General features: G+C 68.4%; 16 protein-coding genes. 7 read left to right on the forward strand and 9 right to left on the reverse strand.

Features of this window, described 5'->3' with window-relative positions; translation table 11 throughout:
- Positions 1–230: 230 nt before the first annotated feature.
- The 3 genes from OCL97_RS05845 to OCL97_RS05855 form a co-directional block, all read right to left on the reverse strand.
- The gene (locus OCL97_RS05845) at positions 231–3,317 is read right to left on the reverse strand and encodes a TonB-dependent receptor domain-containing protein (protein ID WP_377368443.1); all 3,087 of its coding nucleotides are present in this window, start codon (positions 3,315–3,317) and stop codon (positions 231–233) included.
- Between the two features lie 503 nt (positions 3,318–3,820).
- Entirely contained in the window at positions 3,821–6,340 is a 2,520-nt protein-coding gene (locus tag OCL97_RS05850) for an ABC transporter permease (RefSeq protein WP_377368445.1), read from the reverse strand.
- Positions 6,337–6,999, reverse strand: a complete 663-nt coding sequence (locus tag OCL97_RS05855) for an ABC transporter ATP-binding protein (protein ID WP_377368668.1) — start codon at positions 6,997–6,999, stop codon at positions 6,337–6,339. Before OCL97_RS05855 ends, OCL97_RS05850 begins: the two co-directional genes overlap by 4 nt.
- 103 nt (positions 7,000–7,102) lie before the next feature.
- Between OCL97_RS05855 and OCL97_RS05860 the strand changes: the two genes are divergently transcribed.
- On the forward strand, positions 7,103–7,714 hold the full coding sequence (locus OCL97_RS05860) for an arylesterase (protein WP_377368447.1): 612 nt from the start codon (positions 7,103–7,105) through the stop codon (positions 7,712–7,714).
- Here OCL97_RS05860 and OCL97_RS05865 read toward each other — a convergent pair.
- Complete coding sequence (locus OCL97_RS05865) at positions 7,711–9,000, reverse strand: nucleotide sugar dehydrogenase (RefSeq protein WP_377368449.1); 1,290 nt, start codon at positions 8,998–9,000, stop codon at positions 7,711–7,713. The two genes, OCL97_RS05860 and OCL97_RS05865, sit on opposite strands and share 4 nt — an antisense overlap.
- A gap of 370 nt (positions 9,001–9,370) precedes the next feature.
- Between OCL97_RS05865 and OCL97_RS05870 the strand changes: the two genes are divergently transcribed.
- Together OCL97_RS05870 and OCL97_RS05875 are read left to right on the forward strand one after the other, a co-directional pair.
- Positions 9,371–10,192, forward strand: a complete 822-nt coding sequence (locus OCL97_RS05870; RefSeq protein WP_377368451.1) for a TIGR02587 family membrane protein — start codon at positions 9,371–9,373, stop codon at positions 10,190–10,192.
- A complete protein-coding gene (locus OCL97_RS05875) occupies positions 10,193–10,630 on the forward strand; it encodes a hypothetical protein (protein ID WP_377368453.1) in 438 nt (145 codons plus the stop codon).
- A 14-nt stretch (positions 10,631–10,644) separates the two neighbouring features.
- Here OCL97_RS05875 and OCL97_RS05880 read toward each other — a convergent pair whose 3' ends face one another.
- Positions 10,645–11,037 carry a MerR family transcriptional regulator gene (locus OCL97_RS05880; protein WP_377368455.1) on the reverse strand — a complete coding sequence of 131 codons (393 nt, stop codon included), beginning with the start codon at positions 11,035–11,037 and terminating at the stop codon, positions 10,645–10,647.
- Positions 11,038–11,217: 180 nt separating this feature from the next.
- On the opposite strand from OCL97_RS05880, the gene OCL97_RS05885 reads away from it, so the two are divergent.
- From OCL97_RS05885 to OCL97_RS05895, 3 genes are all read left to right on the forward strand, one after another.
- Entirely contained in the window at positions 11,218–11,619 is a 402-nt protein-coding gene (locus OCL97_RS05885) for a hypothetical protein (RefSeq protein WP_377368457.1), read from the forward strand.
- On the forward strand, positions 11,594–11,710 hold the full coding sequence (locus OCL97_RS05890; protein WP_377368670.1) for a response regulator transcription factor: 117 nt from the start codon (positions 11,594–11,596) through the stop codon (positions 11,708–11,710). Before OCL97_RS05885 ends, OCL97_RS05890 begins: the two co-directional genes overlap by 26 nt.
- 98 nt (positions 11,711–11,808) lie before the next feature.
- The gene (locus tag OCL97_RS05895; RefSeq protein WP_377368459.1) at positions 11,809–12,342 is read left to right on the forward strand and encodes a DUF4199 domain-containing protein; all 534 of its coding nucleotides are present in this window, start codon (positions 11,809–11,811) and stop codon (positions 12,340–12,342) included.
- Here the strand turns inward: OCL97_RS05895 and OCL97_RS05900 are convergent.
- Positions 12,328–13,272: an ornithine cyclodeaminase family protein gene (locus OCL97_RS05900; RefSeq protein ID WP_377368461.1), complete on the reverse strand. Its 945-nt coding sequence runs from the start codon at positions 13,270–13,272 to the stop codon at positions 12,328–12,330. The two genes, OCL97_RS05895 and OCL97_RS05900, sit on opposite strands and share 15 nt — an antisense overlap.
- A 123-nt stretch (positions 13,273–13,395) precedes the next feature.
- On the opposite strand from OCL97_RS05900, the gene OCL97_RS05905 reads away from it, so the two are divergent.
- Positions 13,396–13,947, forward strand: a complete 552-nt coding sequence (locus tag OCL97_RS05905; protein ID WP_377368463.1) for a gluconokinase — start codon at positions 13,396–13,398, stop codon at positions 13,945–13,947.
- 117 nt (positions 13,948–14,064) lie between these two features.
- Here OCL97_RS05905 and OCL97_RS05910 read toward each other — a convergent pair whose 3' ends face one another.
- From OCL97_RS05910 to OCL97_RS05920, 3 genes are all read right to left on the reverse strand, one after another.
- Positions 14,065–14,811 carry a hypothetical protein gene (locus OCL97_RS05910; RefSeq protein ID WP_377368465.1) on the reverse strand — a complete coding sequence of 249 codons (747 nt, stop codon included), beginning with the start codon at positions 14,809–14,811 and terminating at the stop codon, positions 14,065–14,067.
- Complete coding sequence (locus OCL97_RS05915) at positions 14,753–16,027, reverse strand: MgtC/SapB family protein (protein WP_377368467.1); 1,275 nt, start codon at positions 16,025–16,027, stop codon at positions 14,753–14,755. The genes OCL97_RS05910 and OCL97_RS05915 overlap by 59 nt, the downstream gene beginning before the upstream one ends.
- Positions 16,028–16,122: 95 nt before the next feature.
- Positions 16,123–16,575: a cupin domain-containing protein gene (locus OCL97_RS05920; protein WP_377368469.1), complete on the reverse strand. Its 453-nt coding sequence runs from the start codon at positions 16,573–16,575 to the stop codon at positions 16,123–16,125.
- Positions 16,576–16,735: the final 160 nt, after the last annotated feature.

The raw sequence follows: 16,735 nt of genomic DNA on the forward strand, positions 1-16,735 counted from the left end.
ACCTCTTCCAACCCCACGAGTGCGCCAACTACCTGCACAACTCCGGATACGGTTCCGTCTAATCGAGTCCCGCTCTAGGGGTCATTCTCCCGCTTAGGAACGACAACAACGCCGCGGCATCGCCCGCGGCGTTTGCCGTTGCGCCGCCGTCCGGGACACCCCAGCGGCGCCCACGAAAAAGGGCGGCGGACCGAAGTCCGCCGCCCCCGTTTCGTTAGCTCAGACTGGGCTTAGAAGCGCAGCTTCACGCCACCGAACACCCGACGACCGACGACGTCGTAGGAGGACGGATCGGTGCCGGATTGAACGTTCGGCGCGTAGGTCTCGGCTTCCTTGTTGAAGACGTTGTTCACGCCGAGCTTGAACTCGACATTGTCCGACAGCGCGTAGGTGCCGGCCAGGTCGAGGTACCAGACAGCGTCCGGACCCGTGAACTGGGTTTCGCCCGGGAACTCGACGTTCAGGCGGTTTTCCATCGCCGCGATGTAACGAGCGCGAGCGTCGAACTTGAAGTCACCGACAGACCAGTTGGTGTTGATGGTGGCCTTCCAGTCCGGGAAGCTCGTGCCGAGGCCGGCGCCGAAGTAGGAGACGGTGCCCGCGAAGTCGAGTTCCGGCACGCCGGAAATCGGGTCTTGTTGCTTGAACTCGATCACATGCGTCAGGACCGCGCCGATACGGACCGAACCCCAGTTCGAAGGCGCGCCGAACCATTCCAGGTCGAAGCCGTAATCGAACTGGAAGTCGATGCCGGAAGTCTTCTGGTGGCCGCCGTTGGAGGCGGTGAACTCGTTGTAGCCGTTGTTGGGGTTGTAGACCCAGAGGATGTCCGACCCGGTCCGCAGGATGCCGTCGCAGTTGCTGTTGGTCCGGCTATAGGTCGGGTTGGTGCCGTAGTAGTTGTAGCAGGCGGCCACGATCTGGTTGGGGGTCGGCGTCAGGATCGCATCGCTGATCTTGATGTTGTAGTAGTCGATCGAACCCTGAAGACGCGACAGCCACTGGTTTTCCCACGGGGACTTCCAGACGAGACCGGCGGTGAAGGTGGAGCCTTCTTCCGGCTTCAGGGCCTTGTTGCCCAGCAGGTCGACACCGATTTGCGAACCCGGGGTCTGCACGAAGGTGCTGATAGCGCCCGCGCCGACGCCGCCGTTGAAGCCGGCGGTCTGGCAGAGCGCCGTGACCTGGGCCGCAGTGGCGCCCTTACGGGCCTGGCTGGTGACCGAGCAGGGATCGAAGTACTGGGGCGCCGAACCGCCGCCGGAGAACAGTTCCGAGAAGTTCGGGGCGCGGACCGAGCGCTGGTACGAAGCCCGGGCGCGCAGGAGGTCGTTGACCTCCCAGTTCAGCTCGGCCTTGTAGGCCCAGACGCCGTCCAGCTCGACCTTGTCGCCGGCGATCTTGTCGGCGAATTCGTTCTGCGAGTAGCGGGCGCCGAGGGCGAGTTCCAGGCTCTGGACGAAGGGTTGGTCCTTCACCAGCGGGATGGCGATTTCGCCGAACACGTCCTTGAACGAGTTGGTGCCCCGGTCGGGGTTCTGGGTGTTGAAGCCCGAGATCGGCCCCGAGGCCGAGCCCGGATCGAAGTCGTATTCGAAGCCGCGATATTCGGCGCCGAGCACGATGGCGACGTCGCCAGCGGGCAGTTCGGCGACCTTGCCGGTCACGAAGCCCTGGGCGATCTGGGTGGTCATCGCCGTGGACAGGGTCGTCGCCGAGGCCAGGTAGGTACGGCAGGCGGCCGAGATCGGCTGACGGCCGAAGATGTTGAAGCCGCCGGCGCAGATGCTGGCGCCGCCATCGGCCGCTTCGATCAGGGTCTGCAGCCGCTGGGTGTTCAGGTTCCCGGTCTGCGTCTGGTCGATCTCGGTGCGGCCTTCTGAGACCGAGGCTTCGAAGGTGAAGCCGGTGTCGCCGACGGGGCCTTTCACGCCGGCCATGAACTGGACGACGGTGTTTTCGTAGTTCGACTGACGCAGGCCCAGATCCAAGGAGCGCTGACGCATCCGGAAGGGCTCGGTGGCTCCGGCGCCGACCAGGACCGGGTCATCACCCGTTCGCGAGTTCAGCAGGGTGCGCAGGTCGGCCGAGATGAAGGGGTTGGTGACCGGGATCACCAGCTGCTGGGCGACCTGTTGGCCCGGGGTGATCAGGTTCGACACGACGTCCTGCGTGCGCGCGGTGCTCGCGTTGCGGGTGTTAACCGTCGGGAACGGGGTCGGGGCAAGGGCCGTGGCGGCCTTGTATTCGGTCCAGCCGGCCGAGGCGAAGAACTCGATCCCATTGTCCAACTCGTAGTTCACCTTCGTCATGAAGGAGTACCGGTCGAGCGGCAGGGTAAGGATGTTCACAAAGTCGAAGTTGTAGCTGTACAGATCAGGGTACAGGCTACGGTTCACCGTGCCGTCGATCGGGCCGGTATAGTGCTGCACGTCCAGGGGATTGTTGAACACCCCCCGGTAGAACAGCGAGCCGTTCATATTGAAACCGAGCGTGCCCGATTGCAGGGAAATCTGCGCCGGGGTCACGCCGTACCCGGCGAAGACGGTGTCGAGCGCGGCCTTGGTCGGGGCGTTGGCCGACGCCCAGAACAGGTTGCCTTCCGGCAGGAAGGAGGTGGTGGAGGTGGCGTTCTGCGAGAAGGCGCGCTGCGACTTGATCATCGGCTCGCGATAGGAGCGGTCGAAGCCGAACACCGCGTTGCCCTTGCCGTCGGCGAAGTTGCCACCGATGGCGGCCGAGAGTTGATACTCTTCAGCGTCCCAGAATTCGGTCGAGTTCGAGTAGTTGGCGCGGATGTCGACGCCCTCGAAGTTGCGCTTCAGCTTGACGTTGACCGCGCCGGCGATGGCGTCGGCGCCGTAGGCCGCACCGGCGCCGCCGGTGATGACTTCGATGCTCTCGATCAGGGCCTGCGGAATGGTGTTCAGGTCGACCGTGAGGTTGTTGGCGGACACCATCGGACGACGGCCGTCGACCAGCACCACGTTACGGTTCGCGCCCAGACCACGAAGGTCGATGTTGGACTGACCGCCGTTGCCGGGGTTGTTGGAGGTGGTGGTCCCGGACGGGTTCACCTGCGGCAGGGTGTTCAGATAGGTGTCGAGCGTGATGTCCGCGTTCGCCACCGTCTGCTCGCCGGTCACGGTCGAGATCGGGCTATTGGCCACGTAGTCCTGGCGCACGATCCGCGAACCGGTGACGACGACTTCGGTGACTTCAGCGTCTTGCGCGTAGGCCGCGCCAGCGGCGGCGAACGCCGCACCGCAGATCATGGTCGACGCCAGCAGGCGCGACCGCATTGAGTCAGCTTTCAAGATTAAGTCCTCCAGCGGCTCGACAGGCCCAAGCGACCTTCGACGCACGCTCCCCAGAATCGGATTTCGAAAAATCCCACTGCCGTAACTAAGGCGTCTCGGATGTTACGGGGTCAATCGTCGAAACCGGGCGCACATGTGTTTGACCCCAATCTGTCACATTATCGCCACGCTCCGTCCCGTGCGGGTTCATTCAGGGAACGAATTTTACCGAACTGGTGGAGGGGCAAGGTGCACTTCCCCAAGGTGAGGGCCTGCGCGATGGTGGTTCACCATCGCCTGCGTCACGCCCACGTTTGAAACATTACGAGAATCTTCTCGCGCTCCTGGGTCGGAAGCCGGGCGTTCCCCCAAGCTGACGGCGCGAGCCGCCAAGGCGTGGGAGGGTCTATTTCTGAACTAAGTCGTCGACCTGAGGCAGGAAACGTTCAGCGGCGGCATCGATCTGTGAAACCATCTCCCAAATCCGAACCCCTTGGACTGACCGGCGCCGCGCCCGGCGCCTACTCGCTGCGCAGGGCCGGCGCCGGTCGGCGCGAGAGGGCCTGCAGCGAGGCCAACAGCCCCCCCATGGCCGCCAGCGTCGCCGCGCCGCCGACCAGGGCCGCGATCCCGGTCCAGTCGACGCTCCAGTCAGCCTGGAAGACCAGGGTGACCACGGGCCAGGCGGCGGCGCAGCCCAGGGCGACACCCGCCGCCCCCGCCACCACGCCGACCGCGCCGTACTCCAGGACATAGACGCTGAGAATCTGCCCGCGCGAGGCGCCCAGCACCTTGAGGATCGCGGCTTCTCGCATGCGCGACTGCGCGCCCGCGGCGATGGCGCCGGCCAGCACGAGCAGGCCGGCCAGGGCGGCGACGCCCGCCGCCCCACGGATGGCCAATGCCAAGCGCCCGAACAACTCCGTCGCCGCCTCGAGCTGCTCTCGCACCGAGATCACGTTCACCTCGGCGAAGTCCGATCCCAGCGCCCGCGTCGCAGCGGCTTCCTGCGCCTTGCTGGCCTTGGCGATGGCGACGTGCCGCAGATTGGCGCCCTCCAGGGCCGCGGGGTTCAGCACCAGGGGGAAGCTCGCCCCGAAGCCGCCGAAGTCCACCTTGCGCAGCACGGCGACCCGCGTCTCGATGTCCCGGCCGAGAACCGACAGGGTGACCTGGTCGCCGAGCTTCAAGCCGCCGGCCTTGGCGACGTCGGCTTCCATGGCCAGCAGGGGTGGTCCGGCATAGTCGGCGGGCCACCACCGCCCCTCGACGATGCCCGCCGCAGGCGGCTCCGCGCCGATCGCAGACAGGGAGATGTCGTTATCATAGGCCCAGCGTTCGGAGGCCTCGATCTGGCTGGTGACCACGGGCCGGCCCTTGATCTGGCTGATCCGTCCGGTGGCGAAGGGCGCCCGCAGATACATGTCGGAGGTCAGCGGCACGCCAAAGGCCCCGGTCAGGGCGGCGTCGAAGGCCGCGACGCGCTCGCCGGGGATTTCCGTGAAGACCAGGGCCGGAGCGGTGCGGGGCGCCACCTCCGCCACCTGACGCAGCAGGCTCGACTGGATCAGCACGACCGCCGCCAGCAGGGCGACCCCCAGGCCGATGGCGGGCGCTGCGGTGCGGGCCGCGGAGCGCGGTCCGGCGAGGCTGGCCAGGGCGATCCGAAGCGAGCCCCTCGCCCCGATCCGGGCCCGGCCCGCCAACCACGCCCCGCCGAGACCCAAGGCCCACAGGATGCCGAAGGCGACCACCACGCCGGCGATCATGATCCCGGCCGCCAAGGGGGTCGGGGCCGTCACCACCGCCAGTCCGGCCAGGGCGATGGCCGCCAGGCCCGCGCCGACGATCTCCACTCCCCAGGCGAACCGGGTGGGCAGGTCGTGGCGGAACAGGGTGGCCGGCGAGGTCAGGCGAGCCCGGGCCAGCGGCCCAAGCGCGAAGGCCGCCGCCGAAAGCAGGCCAAAGGCTCCGGCCTTCAGGAGCGGGGTGGGATAGACGCCGAACAGGGCCGGGATCGGCAGGTCGTCAGCGATGAGCGCACCAAGCACCAAGGGCGCCGCCGCGCCCACCGCCAGGCCAATGGCCACGCCGAGGCCGGCCAGAGCGCCGATCTGAATCAGGTACAGATTGCGCACCAGGGGCCCTTCGGCGCCGAGGGCCTTGAGGACCGCGATCACGGGCTTGCGCTGTTCCAGGAAGGCTGAGACCGCGCCGTGCACACCCAGGCCGCCGGCCACAAGGGAGGCCAGGCCGATGAAGCCGAGGAAGTACTCCAGCTGCTCGATCAGTCGCCGTACTCCGGGCGCCGCCTCGTCCCTCTGGCGGACCCGCGCGTCGGCGCCCTTCAACGCCTTGCGCAGGGTCTTGGCGGCAGGCGCCGTGTCGGCGCCCGGCGGCAATGCGATCCGCGCAGTCTCGCCAAACGGCAGGCCGGGCTCCAGGAAGCCGCCCTTTTCAACCACCGGCAAGGCGGTGAGCACGCGGGGCCCCAGCGCGAAGCCTCGCGACAGCCGGTCCGGCTCCTGCACCAGCACGGCGCGGGCGATGATGGGGGTGTTGCCCACCAGCAGCCGGTCCCCCAGCTTCAGCCCCAGGCGATCCAGCAGGACCTGCTCCACCGCCGCCCCAGGCACGCCGTCGACCGACGCCAACGCCTCTGAGAGTGACGAGGCGCCCTGGAGTTCGACCTTCCCGGCCAAGGGATAGCCGCCACCCACGCCGCGCAGCTCCACCAGCCGCCGCTCGCCGGAGGGCGCCTCGGCCATGGCCCGGGCGCTGACGGCGAAGGAGACCTCGCCCATCTTCGCCATGGCCGCCCGCTCGGTCGGCGTGAAGCGGCGCTGCTCCAGGGTGGCGGCCAGGTCGCCCCCGAGGATCTCCCGGGCCTGACCCGCCAAGCCTTGGCGGAACGCCTCCGCCGTCGAGCCCGCCGCGGCGATGGCCGCCACGCCCAGCGCCAGGCAGGCCAGGAAGATGCGGAAGCCCCGCACCCCGCCGCGCAACTCGCGCAGGGCGAACCTCCAGGCTAGCGGGCTCATGCAGCGGCGACCGTCCGGCCGTCACCGATCACAACCTGCCGGTCGGCCCGCCGCGCGAGGATGGGGTCGTGGGTGACCAGCACCAGGGCGGCCCCGGTCTCGATCACCAGGTCGAACATCAGGTCGGCCACGAGGGCCGCATTGGCGGCGTCGAGATTTCCAGTGGGTTCGTCGGCGAACAGCAGGGCCGGCCTCGGCGCCAGAGCGCGCGCCAGAGCCACCCTTTGCTGCTCGCCCCCCGACAGCTGGTGGGGATAGTGGCGACCACGCGCCGCCAGGCCCACCCGCTCGAGCCAGGAGCGCGCCAGTTCGGCGGCGTCGCGGCGTCCAGCGATCTCCAGGGGCGCGGCGATATTCTCCGCCGCCGTCATGTTGGGCAGCAGGTGAAAGGACTGGAAAACCAGGGACACCCGGCCGCGACGAAGACGCGCCCGGCCGTCCTCGTCCAGCTTGCCGAGGTCCTGGCCAAACAGGCGCACGGTCCCGGCGGTGGGCAGCTCAAGCCCCGCCGCGACCGAGATCAGCGACGACTTGCCCGAGCCAGAGGGCCCTGTCACCGCCACCCGCTCGCCGGTCTCGACCCGGAAGCTCAGGTCCCGCAGGATCTCCACCGGTCCCGCCGCCGACGGCAGGCTGAGGAAGACTCCGTCCAGTTCCACCGGCGCACCGGCCTGCGTCGTCTGCGCCAAGTGAACTCCCATCTATTGAGCCGACATGCTGAGCCCTTAAATAGGACAGACTCGTGACCGACACACCTGATCCATGCTGACACGCCGACATCTGATCGCCGCCGCCCTGGCCACCCCCCTCCCCGCCCTCGCCGCGGGCAGGCCCGTGGTGACCATTCTGGGGGATTCCATCACCGCAGGCTTTGGCCTGCCCGCGTCGGCCGCCTTCCCCGCCCGGCTGCAGGCCGAGCTCGCCAAGCTGGGCAAGAGCGCGGTGATCCGGCCCGCCGGCGTGTCCGGCGACACTACGGCCGGTGGCCTCGCGCGCGTCGATTTCAGCGTCCAGAAGGACACCAGCCTCTGCATCGTGGCGCTCGGCGGCAACGACCTGCTGCGCGGCCTGAAGCCCGGGACCACCAAGGCCAACCTCGACGCCATCGTGCGCCGCCTCAAGGCCCGCAAGATCCGGGTGCTGCTGGCCGGCCTTGCGGCGCCGCCCGCCATCGGCGGGGGCTACGCGCGGGAGTTCAACGCGGTCTTCCCGGCGGTGGCCAAGGCTCAGGGCGTCGCCCTCTACCCGAACCTGTTGGGGGGCGTCGCCGGCATGACGCGCTTCAACCAGCGTGACGGCATCCACCCCAACGCCCAGGGCGCGGCCTTGATCGCCCAGCGACTCGCGCCGACGGTGGCCAAAGCCCTCGGCTAGAGCCGCAGGTCGGCCTCACCCTTGGGGAACACCGACTTGACGTCGTAGAGGACGGCGCCGGGCTTGCCGAGCGCGCGGATGGCGGGCAGGCCCATCTCCAGGAAGGCCTGGTGCGCCACGGCCAGGACGACGGCGTCATAGGCGCCCGGCGTGAGATCCGCCACCGGTCGGACACCGTACTCGGCCAACGTCTCCTCGGCGTCGACCCAGGGGTCATGGACATCCACCGCCACGCCGTAGTCGGCCAGCTCGCGGACGATGTCGATCACCCGGGTGTTGCGTAGGTCGGGGCAGTTTTCCTTGAAGGTCAGCCCCATCACCAGGACCCGCGCGCCGCGCACCTTGGTGTCGCGCTGGATCAGGGTCTTGATCAGGGTCTGGGCGATATAGGCCCCCATCCCGTCATTGATCCGCCGTCCGGCCAGGATCACCTGGGGATCATAGCCGGCGTCCTGGGCCTTGTGGGTCAGGTAGTAGGGATCGACCCCGATGCAGTGACCGCCCACCAGGCCCGGCTGGAACTTCAGGAAGTTCCACTTGGTGCCCGCTGCGGCCAGCACCTCCTGGGTGTCGACCCCGAGGCGATTGAAGATCAGGGAGAACTCGTTGATCAGGGCGATGTTCAGGTCACGCTGGGTGTTCTCGATCACCTTGGCGGCCTCCGCCACGCGGATCGAGCTGGCCAGGTGGGTGCCCGCCGTCACCACTGCGCCATAGAGGGCGTCGACGAAGGCGGCCGCCTCCGGCGTCGAGCCCGAGGTCACCTTGATGATCGAGGCCAGGCGGTGCGCCCGGTCGCCGGGGTTAGCGCGCTCGGGGCTGTAGCCGGCGAAGAAGTCGGCGTTGAATTTCAAGCCCGAGACCTGCTCCACCACTGGCACGCAGTCCTCTTCCGTCGCCCCCGGATAGACGGTGGATTCGTAGATCACCACCCCGCCCTTGGAGATCGCACGGCCCACCGTGCGGCTGGCGGCCAGCAGGGCCGAGAGGTCGGGCCGCTTGTGGCGGTCGATGGGGGTGGGCACGGTGACGATGAAGACGTTGCACGCGGCAAGATCGGCCTCGTCCAGGGAGAAGGTCAGCGCGCTCGCCGCCGCCAGTTCCTCTGCGTCCACCTCCAGGGTGCGGTCATGGCCCGCCTTCAGCTCTGCGATCCGCTCGGCGCCGATGTCGAACCCAAGGACGGGATAATGGTCGGCCAGGGCCACAGCCAGGGGCAGGCCGACATAGCCCAGTCCGATCACGCCGATTTTCACCGGGGACTGGGTGAAGGGACTCTCTAGCATTCTTGTCTCGACCCCATCGCGGGCGTCCTCGCCGCGCGGGCCCTGACTAGCATGGATCGCCCGCCTGACAGCCCCCTCAGGCGCTGGCGGCCTCGCGGGCCAGGGGGTTGGGCGTCGGCGCGGCCACTCGGGTCAGTGTATTGCGGTCGGTGTGGTGGACGGGGTCGGGGCGGCCACGGACCTGCATAGTGGTGTCCTGGTCGTACGATCAGGCGCCGTCGGAGTTGATGGTCACCTTCATCCCGAAGCTGGTGTCGCTCGCCTTGGCGTGACCGGCCGCCAACACCACCTGGCCGCGCGGGGCGTCGGCGCGCGCCGCAGGGAACGCGCGGGCAAGCGTGAGCGTTCACTGGCGGCATCGGAGGGGCGCGTGGATCAGGCAAGCAGAGACTATGGCAAGGGGCTGGCCCGCGCCTTCGGCGGCGCGTTGCTGTTCGCCCTGCCCCTGCTGATGACCATGGAGATGTGGTCGCTGGGCGGGTTCGCCATCGACCGCGTCAGGCTGCTCCTGTTTGTACTGGCTAGCCTGCCCATGCTGCTGGGCCTCTCCTACTATGCCGGCTTCGAGCCCACCTTTCGTCTGCGGGACGAACTGCTCGACGCCCTGGCCGCCTTCGCCGTGGGGTTCATCGTGGCCACCCTCATGCTGACCGTGATCGGCGTCCTGACGCCGGACCTCACCCTCGCGGAGATGGTGGGCAAGATCGCGATCGCCGCCGTGCCCGCCGCTGTCGGCGCCCTGCTGGCCGGCAAGCAGTTCGGGACCCGAGACCTGCAGGATACGCGGGAGCGCGAGAACGCCGGCTTCCTGGGGATTCTGTTCCTGATGTCCGTCGGCGCCATCTTCCTGGCCTTCAACATCGCCCCGACGGAGGAGGTGATGGTGATCAGCTACCTGATGTCGCCGGGGCATGCGATCGCCCTGATCGCCGCCTCCCTGGTGGTCCTGCACGCCTTCGTCTACGCCCTGGGCTTCCGCGGCGAACACAGACGAAGAGAAGCCGGCCGGCTCGTGCCCACCTTCCTGCGCTACACCCTGCCCGGCTACGCCATCGCCCTGGTCATCAGCGTCTACTGCCTGTGGACCTTCGGCCGGCTGGACGGGGTGGCCCTGCATGAGCAGGCGACCATGGCGGTGGTGCTCGGCTTCCCCGCCGCCTTGGGCGCGGCGACCGCGCGACTGGTGACCTGAATGGCCAAGACCGTCCGACGCCCGCCTGCCGCCAAGCCGACAAAGCCCACCGCCAAGAAGCCGCCCCCTACCCCGCTGGTGGAATGGCTTGCGGCGGGGGTTGGGTTGTTCCTCGTCGTGGCGACGATCGTGTTGATCGCCTCGGAGGCCTTCATGGCCGACCCGTCGCCGCCCCAGGTGGAGGTCCGCGCCCTCGAGATTCACAGCTCGGGGCCTGGCTTCCTGGTGGTGGTCGAGGCCAGGAACGTGGGCGGTTCGCCGGCCGCGGGCGTGCTGGTGGAGGGTGAACTCGAGCGGGGTGACGCTCCGCCGGAAACGGCCGAGGCCAGCTTCGACTTCATTCCCGACCACTCGTCGCAACGGGGCGGCCTGTTCTTCGAGACCGACCCGCGGCAAGGACGCCTGTCCCTGCGCGCGAAAGGCTATGCCGAACCCTGAGCCTTGGTCCGGCGTCAGTGCTGGAGTCGCGCCTCCAGGCGGGCGCAGGCGGCCTCCAGGGTCTCGATGGCGCCCACCACCTCCTCGCGCTGCTGCTCCAGGGCCGCGATCCGCTGCTGGAAGGCGCGAAGGGCCACGGCGTTCTGCGCCGCGTCCTGGTCGGCCGGATTGTGCAGGTCCAGAACCTCCCGGATCTGGGCCAGGGACAGGCCGACCCGGCGGCCCCGCAGGATCAGCTGCAGCCGGGCGCGGTCTCGGCGGGAATAGAGGCGCTGCTGATCGCGCCTCTCAGGCGCCAGCAGGCCCTGCTCCTCATAGTAGCGCAGGGTGCGGGGCGTGACCTCGAACTCGCGGCAGAGCTGACCGATGGTCAACAGGGTGGTGGGACGGCGAAGGCTGGTGGTCATGGCTGGGCCTCTCTCACGCAATCGATCCTACTCGCTTAGGACTTCACGGTGAAGGACGTGGGCGCGTGCGCCCTGACGACTCGTCTTGGGCGGCGAGCTCCGGTGGATTCACAGGCTTGCCAAATGAGGCGACGCCGACAAGCTATTACCTGACAGCTTGTGGCCGGGAGGCGCGCCGACATGACCGGGATCGACGGCGACGTCCGCAAGGTCAGCCGAGCGGGGGCCAAGGTCTCCTCCCCCACGGCGCCCATGCTCCGCTCCGTCCTTCTCTGGGCCCTCGTTCTCGCCGCCGGCGCGTTTGCTTTGCAGTGGCTGGAGTACCGGTTCCAGGCGCGCGCGCTTTCGCGGGAAATCTACATCGCTCTCATCGGTGTGGCTTTCGCCGTCGGCGGCGTCTGGGTCGGGTGGAAGCTCAACACGCGCAAGGAGCCCGATCCCTTCCAGCCCAACACCGCCGCGGTAGCCTCCCTCGGCCTCACGCGCCAGGAGGTGAAGGTGCTGGAACGGCTGGCGGCTGGCGGCTGGCCAATCCAACAAGGAGATCGCCCGAACCCTGGGGGTCTCGCCCAATACGGTTAAGACCCACGCCGCCAACCTGTTTTCCAAGCTGGAGGTCAGCCGCCGCACCCAGGCGGTGCGCAAGGCCCGCGACCTGCACCTCCTGCCCTGAGCCAAACGGGCGAACCGCGCGATCTCACCCTTTTGGGCGATAGGCGGAAGCTCGGCCATGACCCATCTTGGCGGACACGCATCAGGGGAGCAGACAACATGACCCGCACCATCCTGACCTACGGCCTGATCGCAGGCCTGGTCGCCATCACCGGCATTCTCGGCACGATCTGGACGTCGGACGACAGCCACGGGAACGTATGGCTGGGCTACCTGATCATGCTGGTGGCCCTGTCCTCCATCCTGGTGGCCGTGAAGCAGTATCGCGACAACGTCCTGGGGGGCGTCATCAAGTTCCGCACGGCCTTCCTGCTGGGGCTTGGCATCGCGGTGGTGGCGGCCCTGGCCTATGTGGCGGTGTGGGAGGTCTATCTCGCCCTCACCGGCTACCGGTTCATGCCCGAGATGGTGGCCCAGACCCTAGCCGCCAAGCGCGCCGAAGGCGTCACCGGCGAGGCCTACGCCAAGCTGGCTTCGGACATGGGGGCCATGGCGAAGGCCTACGAGAACCCGCTCTACCGCCTGCCGATGACGGCTGTGGAGATCCTTCCCGTGGGCCTGCTGGTGGCCCTGGTCAGCGCCGGCCTCCTGAGGATGCCCGGCTTCCTGCCCGCCCGCTCAGGCCCCGCGTGACATCAGCGCCTGGACACTGGCCAGGTCCTGGACGATGTGGCCGAGCGACTTGTAGGCGGTGATCTGGTCGGCGGACTGACGGCCCGGGATGGCGCCCGACAGCACCTGGCCGATCTCACCCACCACATGGTCGTCGCCGACCCGGCCTGAGGCCTTGGCCCTGAGGAACTCCGCCCCCTGGGCCAGGACGCCCTCCCGGCTGTCGGCGATGAAGCGGCTGGCGGCCACCAGGTCGTCGTCCACCTCCGCAGGCCCGGCCCGGCTGGAGCCGACGAGGTTGAGGTGAGTCCCCGGCCGCACCCAGGCGCCCTTCAGGATCGGCTCGTCGGCCCCGCTGACGGTGCAGATAATGTCGGCTTGCGCGACGGCGCTCTGGACGTCGTCGGCGGCCACCACCGGCAGACCAGTCTCGGCGGCCATGCGCGCGGCGAAGGCCCCTCCCCGGTCGGGCGAGCGGCCCCAGACGGTGACGTGGCTGATGGGCCGCACATGGCGGAGAGCTCGGAGGTGGGTCTGCGCCTGTTCGCCATAGCCAAGGATGGCCAGGTGGGTGGCTTCAGGTCGGGCCAGGGCGTCGGTGGCTACGGCGCTGGCCGCCGCGGTGCGGATGGCGGTGACTTCGCCGGCATGGGCCACGCAGACCGGCGCGCCGGTCTCGGGGTCGAACAGGATCACCACCCCTTGGTGGGAAGGTTTTCCCTGGGCGAAATTCGCCGGAAAGATGCTGATCAGCTTGGCCCCGAAGACCGCCCGTTCACCCAGGGCACCGGGCATGATCCCGAACATCCGGCCCTCGGCCAGCGGAATGATGGAGCGCAGATGCTGCCGGGTTTCACCGCTGGACAGCGCGATCATCGCCGCGCGCACAATGGGAATACAGACCTCGTAGGTCAGCCGTTCCCGAACCTCGTCCTGATCGATCAGCCGCATGACGAGCCTTATCGGGTCCCGCGCGTTTCGATGGAAGCGGCGCGGGAGAATCTTGCGGCGGCGGCTCTCGCCACTCGACCTCTGAGTCTCGTCTCCAAGTGCGCGATATGGCAGAAACCCAACATGGCAAGTCCCTCGACAGCCCCGCAAACGCCCACCCCGGTCGTGGTCGTGATGGGCGTGTCCGGCGCCGGCAAGTCGACCCTCACCGCCGCCCTGGCCGCGCACCTTGGCTGGGCGCACCAGGATGGCGACGACCTGCACCCGCCGGCGAACGTGGAGAAGATGCGCCGAGGCGAGCCGCTGACCGACGCCGATCGCGCACCCTGGCTGGCCGCCGCCCGGCAGTGGATCGACGACCGTCGCGCCGAGAACACGCCCTGTCTGCTGGCCTGCTCGGCGCTGAAACAGAGCTATCGGGAGGGGCTGCGCGCGGGTCGTCCGGGCCTGCGGTTCGTCTGGCTGACCGGCGACCGCGATGTCCTGCACCGGCGGCTGGCCGAACGCACCGGCCACTTCGCGGGCCCGCAGGGGCTGGCTGGGCAGCTTACCACCCTGGAGCCCCCAGCTCCGCAGGAGGGAGCGATCGTCATCGACATCGCCCTGCCAACGGAACGCCAGGTCGAGCGAGTGCTGGAGGCGCTCGGCCTCGCCGGCCGGCCCAGGCCGGCCTGACCTCCCGCTGCAGCGGGCTCCGCGGGGACGCGTTGCGACGCCGCACAATCTCGGAAGCGGGCGACGGACTTGCTCACCCTGCCGCCGGCGCGGCGCTCACGTGCCTGATCCTATTGGTCAGCCTTGATCAAGCGTCGCCCCTGAAGCTGCTCCCTGCGGGTCGCCGGCCTCGATCTTAACTTGGGCAAGGGAGAGCCGACGGTAGAGCCTTCGCCGTCGCTCAATGGGCCACCAGGCGTAGAGGAAGATTTCCACCGGGCGCCAGTTTGCGACCCATCCCAGGATGATCAGTCCCTCGTCAAAAAAGCGCCCAAAGTAGCCCGCACCCAACAAGCCGCTGGCGACCTTGCCCAGGACAATGCAGGCCGCCAGGACGGTGAGGCCGATCGCGAGCGAGGCCCGGCCGGTGCGGAACATATCGCGGAGATCCCATCCCAGGACTTTCGAGCGGTACGCGAAGTAGTTCCGCATCGCCTCTCCGATGTGCCGCGCCTCGTCACGCCCTGCTTCGGCGGGCGGGAGGTAGACGATGATCGTGATCGCGCGCTTCTCGGCGATCTCGCCTGCCCAACCGACGATGTATTCCTCAACGCCAGCGTCGAGGTCACGCTCGCGAAACGGCAGGGGGTCGAGGGTGTGAAAGATCTGCCCGATTTCGTTGACGCGCAGCTGGATGGGACCATCCAGATGGCCGCTGGTTCGCGGACGCAACCAGCGTGGGCGAGCGGCTGGCGAGCGCGACCGGTTCATACCGCCCGCGCCCGGCATGAACGCGTGGCCCACAGACTTCCGGCTTGATGGCTGGTCACAGGTCGCGATCGCCTCCCACTGAGAGCCATCCTCCACCGGCGAGGACTTCGACAACGCCGCCGATCCATAGCCCCGCCAGCAGCAGCAGGACGCCGATGGCGACCTGCCGCCCGTAGACTCGACCTCCGGTCACGAAGGCTGTCGGAACCTTGATCGCCATGTTGGTGGTCAGCGCCAGCACGACCCCGATCGCGGCGGTCGACTCTGGCATACGCCCGACTGCCAGGAGGTTGGCCATGGATACCGAGGCCGCTTGCGCATCGGCGACGCCCATCGCCGCTGCGCCGATCAGGGCGCCGGCTGGGCCGAGCCAGCGAACAAGCAGTTCCGCGACCAGGCTGAAGACGCCGACCAGCGCTACGAACAGCAAGACAGCCGCGCCACTGAACGCCCGGCCGACGGTCTCGTGGTTTGCGGACTTCGGCGTGTGGCGCACGAGCCAGACGGCATAGGCGAGCGTCAGGAGGGAGGCCAGGCCCAGCGGGATGGCCAGGGCGACGATCAGCGGCGGACTTGCGGCGCCTATGATCGCCAGCAGGTAGGCGAGGCTGCCGATCATGGAGGCGATCGCACCCGCCGCGCTGGCGGCAGTCAGGTCCGGCTGCGCCTTGGCGCGCGCGCCCATGGCGGCGACCGCGGCCGTACTTGAGACAAATCCGGCGGCAAGGCCCGCGATCAGCAGCCCGAACCGCCCGCCCAATAGGCGCTGCGCGACATAACCCAGGAAGCTGAGCGCCATCGCCACCACGGCGAGACGCCAGAGCATGAAAGGATTCAGCGACCCGAACGGATCGACCGTCCGATTGGGCAGGAGGGGAAGAATGACGGCGGCGGCGATCGCAAACGTCAGGGCGTCCAGAAGTTCCTGATCGGTGATCCGGTCGCGCGCAAATCGGTGAAGTTGAACCCGAAACGCCAGTAGAGCCGCCACGACCACGCCGGCGCCAAGCGCGAGGGCGGGACGGGTCTGCGCCAGGACGCCAAGGGCGTAGGTCAAGACAAGCGCCACCTCGCCGGTCAGTCCGGGGTCCTTGCGGTCCCCGAGCCCGTACGCCACCAGGGTTCCAACGGCGACGAAGCCTCCAGTCAGCAGGATAAGTCCCGTACCGCCCGCGAGCCCCGCAACACCACCCAGCAGGCCAACCAGACCAAAGGTGCGCAAGCCGGCGGCTGAACGGGCGCTCCCGTCGCCCTTCCGACGCTCGCGCTCCAGCCCGATCAGCAGACCGATCGCCAGGGCGACCGCTAGCGGCCACTCGGCGCCGCTCAACCAGGGTGCCGTGTCATCGGGAGGCATAGGACGACGCGCCGGGAGCTCCGACGGCGGCGTCGAGCCGCCGACGCGGGAGGCGGCCGAGGACCGATTCAGTCGGCGGGTTTTTCATGGGTTCCCCCACGACCTGTCGCCTTAGCCGGGGCCGGGCCTTCCGTCGTCTTTCCGTCGAAATGCGCCTTGGTGGCCGCGGCGTCCGCCTTCGTCGCGCGCACCAGGCCGTCAGGGTGCTGGGGCGGCGCGTAGAGCGTATAAAGCTTCAGCGACTTTGAGCCGGTGTTGACGATGTTGTGGGTCGCGCCGGCCGGCACGACGATTGCGTCGTCGCGCTTGATCTTGGTGCGCTCGCCATCGATCCACACCTCGCCCTTGCCCTTCTCGATGCGAAAGAACTGGTCATGACCGACGTGGGTTTCGGAACCGATCTCTTCTCCGGCCTTCAACGCCATCAGCACCAGTTGCAGGTGCTTGCCCGTATAAAGCACCCGCCGGAACGCGGCGTTCTCAACGGTCAGGTCTTCGATGTCCTCGACAAAGCCCTTCACAGCGCATCTCCTCGTTTGATCCTGCGGGCCGCGCCGCGTCGCATAGCGTCGTCAGGGCGACGCTGCATCGTGAACTCGCCCAGGCCTCGTGCCCGCGCGCACGTTCAGACAGGGCCCGCCAGCCCTGACCTTCGCGGATTTCCAGCCTTTGTCTTTGACC

It is taken from the genome of Phenylobacterium ferrooxidans (assembly GCF_042714595.1).
GTDB lineage: Bacteria > Pseudomonadota > Alphaproteobacteria > Caulobacterales > Caulobacteraceae > Phenylobacterium > Phenylobacterium ferrooxidans.